Raw genomic sequence first — 1,662 nt, 5'->3', positions numbered from 1 at the left:
ACGGGTATTGATATATTGATTGACATGATTAAATTTGCCTGCTATTTGTATTTGGTATGCCACGAAAAGCCAGAATTGATGCTGCGGGTGCGCTTCACCACATCATCGTGCGTGGAATCGAGCGCCGGAAAATCTTTTGGGACGATGCCGATCGTGACTCCTTTGTAAACCGGCTTGGCCATGTGTTGATTGAGACGCATACCGATTGTTTTGCATGGGCGATGATACCCAACCATGTGCATCTTTTGATGCGTACTGGTCTTACGCCGATCGCCACCGTCATGAGAAGACTTTTGACGGGCTATGCCGTCCAATTCAATCGGCGGCATCGTCGCCATGGCCATCTTTTTCAGAATCGATACAAGTCAATTCTTTGCCAGCAGGACCCTTATTTACTGGAGTTGGTACGTTACATTCATCTAAACCCCTTGCGTGCCAAGCTTGTGCCGGACTATAAAAGCTTAAAGAGGTTTTCCTATGGTGGGCATTGTGCTTTAATGGGAAAATGTAACAATGATTGGCAAAACACGGAATATATATTGTCCTTATTCGGGCAGAAGGTATCTGAGGCGCGGCGTTTATATAACAAATTTGTAGAGGAAGGTGTTAGCGACGGCAAAAGACCTGAATTGGTTGGCGGCGGTTTAATACGGAGCTTGGGTGGGTGGATTTCCGCCAAAGCGTTGCGTGGAACGAAAGACCGAATTAAAGGAGATGAACGTATCCTGGGGGATGGCAATTTCGTCCAAGAGGTTTTAGTAAGCTGCCAGCAGCAACTTGAACGTCGCTACCACTATCAGGCCAAGGGCTATGATTTTGATTGGCTGGTTGGCCAAGTGGCAACCCTATTTGGTGTAGACCAAGATATCGTTACGCGACCGGGAAGGTATCCAGACACGGTTGAAGCTCGCAGCGTGCTATGTTACTGGGCAGCACGTGAACTTGGCATCAGCACCTTGGAGCTTTCCAAACGGCTTGGCATTTCACAACCCACGGCCAGCCAATCGGCAAAACGGGGCGAAAAAATCGTGAAAGAAAAGCAACTCAAGGTGATGGGATGATCTATGTCAATAAATCAATACCCGTCCCCTATGTCCATACGTCCCCTATGTCCATACCCCAGGCCCTACGGAAGATCAGATGGCATTAATTTTAAAAAATGACCAGCGGCCAATTCCCGTTCACCCTGACTTTTAGGTTTTATGATAGCATCAAGGGTGATATGATTCAGAACGTCAAACATTTGAGAAATATGGGCCTTGGGGCATGGATCGCCATGTCTGCCTTCCCAGACACCGAAATGTTCTTTGATTTCAGTCTCGTCCGGAACTGTGACGGTTGACCCGTCAACACCAACCGGGCGCATTCCGTACCACGTTTTAAGAGGCGCTTGTTGTTCATATTCCTGGACGGTTTTCTCATTGAGTTCAATAAAGGCCGAGGGCTTAAGCTTTTTTCTGGCTTTGGAGACAGCGCCTTTGGTAACTTCAGGATTCGCAACCTCTTGGTTGTTTATTGTTTTATAAAATGCTTTTAATTCTGTTTCGTAAGAGCCCTTATTCAAATTGGCAAAGAATGCAATTAAGTTTTTGAAGGAAAGAGCAGTATTTCGGATGAAATCTTTAGAAGATTCCTTGTGGCGCTTTTGGAAATCTTCTGAAT

1 protein-coding gene and 1 pseudogene are annotated in these 1,662 nt (G+C 46.2%); one reads left to right on the top strand and one right to left on the bottom strand.

The features are described from left to right. Positions 1-56 precede the first annotated feature (56 nt). Positions 57-1,061: a transposase gene (locus VXK47_RS00050; RefSeq protein WP_435546729.1), complete on the top strand. Its 1,005-nt coding sequence runs from the start codon at positions 57-59 to the stop codon at positions 1,059-1,061. A 65-nt stretch (positions 1,062-1,126) separates the two neighbouring features. Here the strand turns inward: VXK47_RS00050 and VXK47_RS00045 are convergent. Then, positions 1,127-1,662 (bottom strand): annotated as a pseudogene (locus VXK47_RS00045) (IS4 family transposase); the annotation flags it as partial.

The organism is Desulfobacterium sp. N47 (genome assembly GCF_051233685.1).
Classification (GTDB): domain Bacteria; phylum Desulfobacterota; class Desulfobacteria; order Desulfobacterales; family RPRI01; genus RPRI01.
The sequence above is the reverse complement of the archived record's forward strand: the minus strand, read 5'-3'. Positions and strand labels throughout refer to the sequence as shown.

Excerpts from the sequence above, each read along its gene's own strand:
- VXK47_RS00050 (WP_435546729.1), top strand. The coding sequence starts at position 57 with ATGCCACGAAAAGCCAGAATTGATGCTGCGGGTGCGCTTCACCACATC.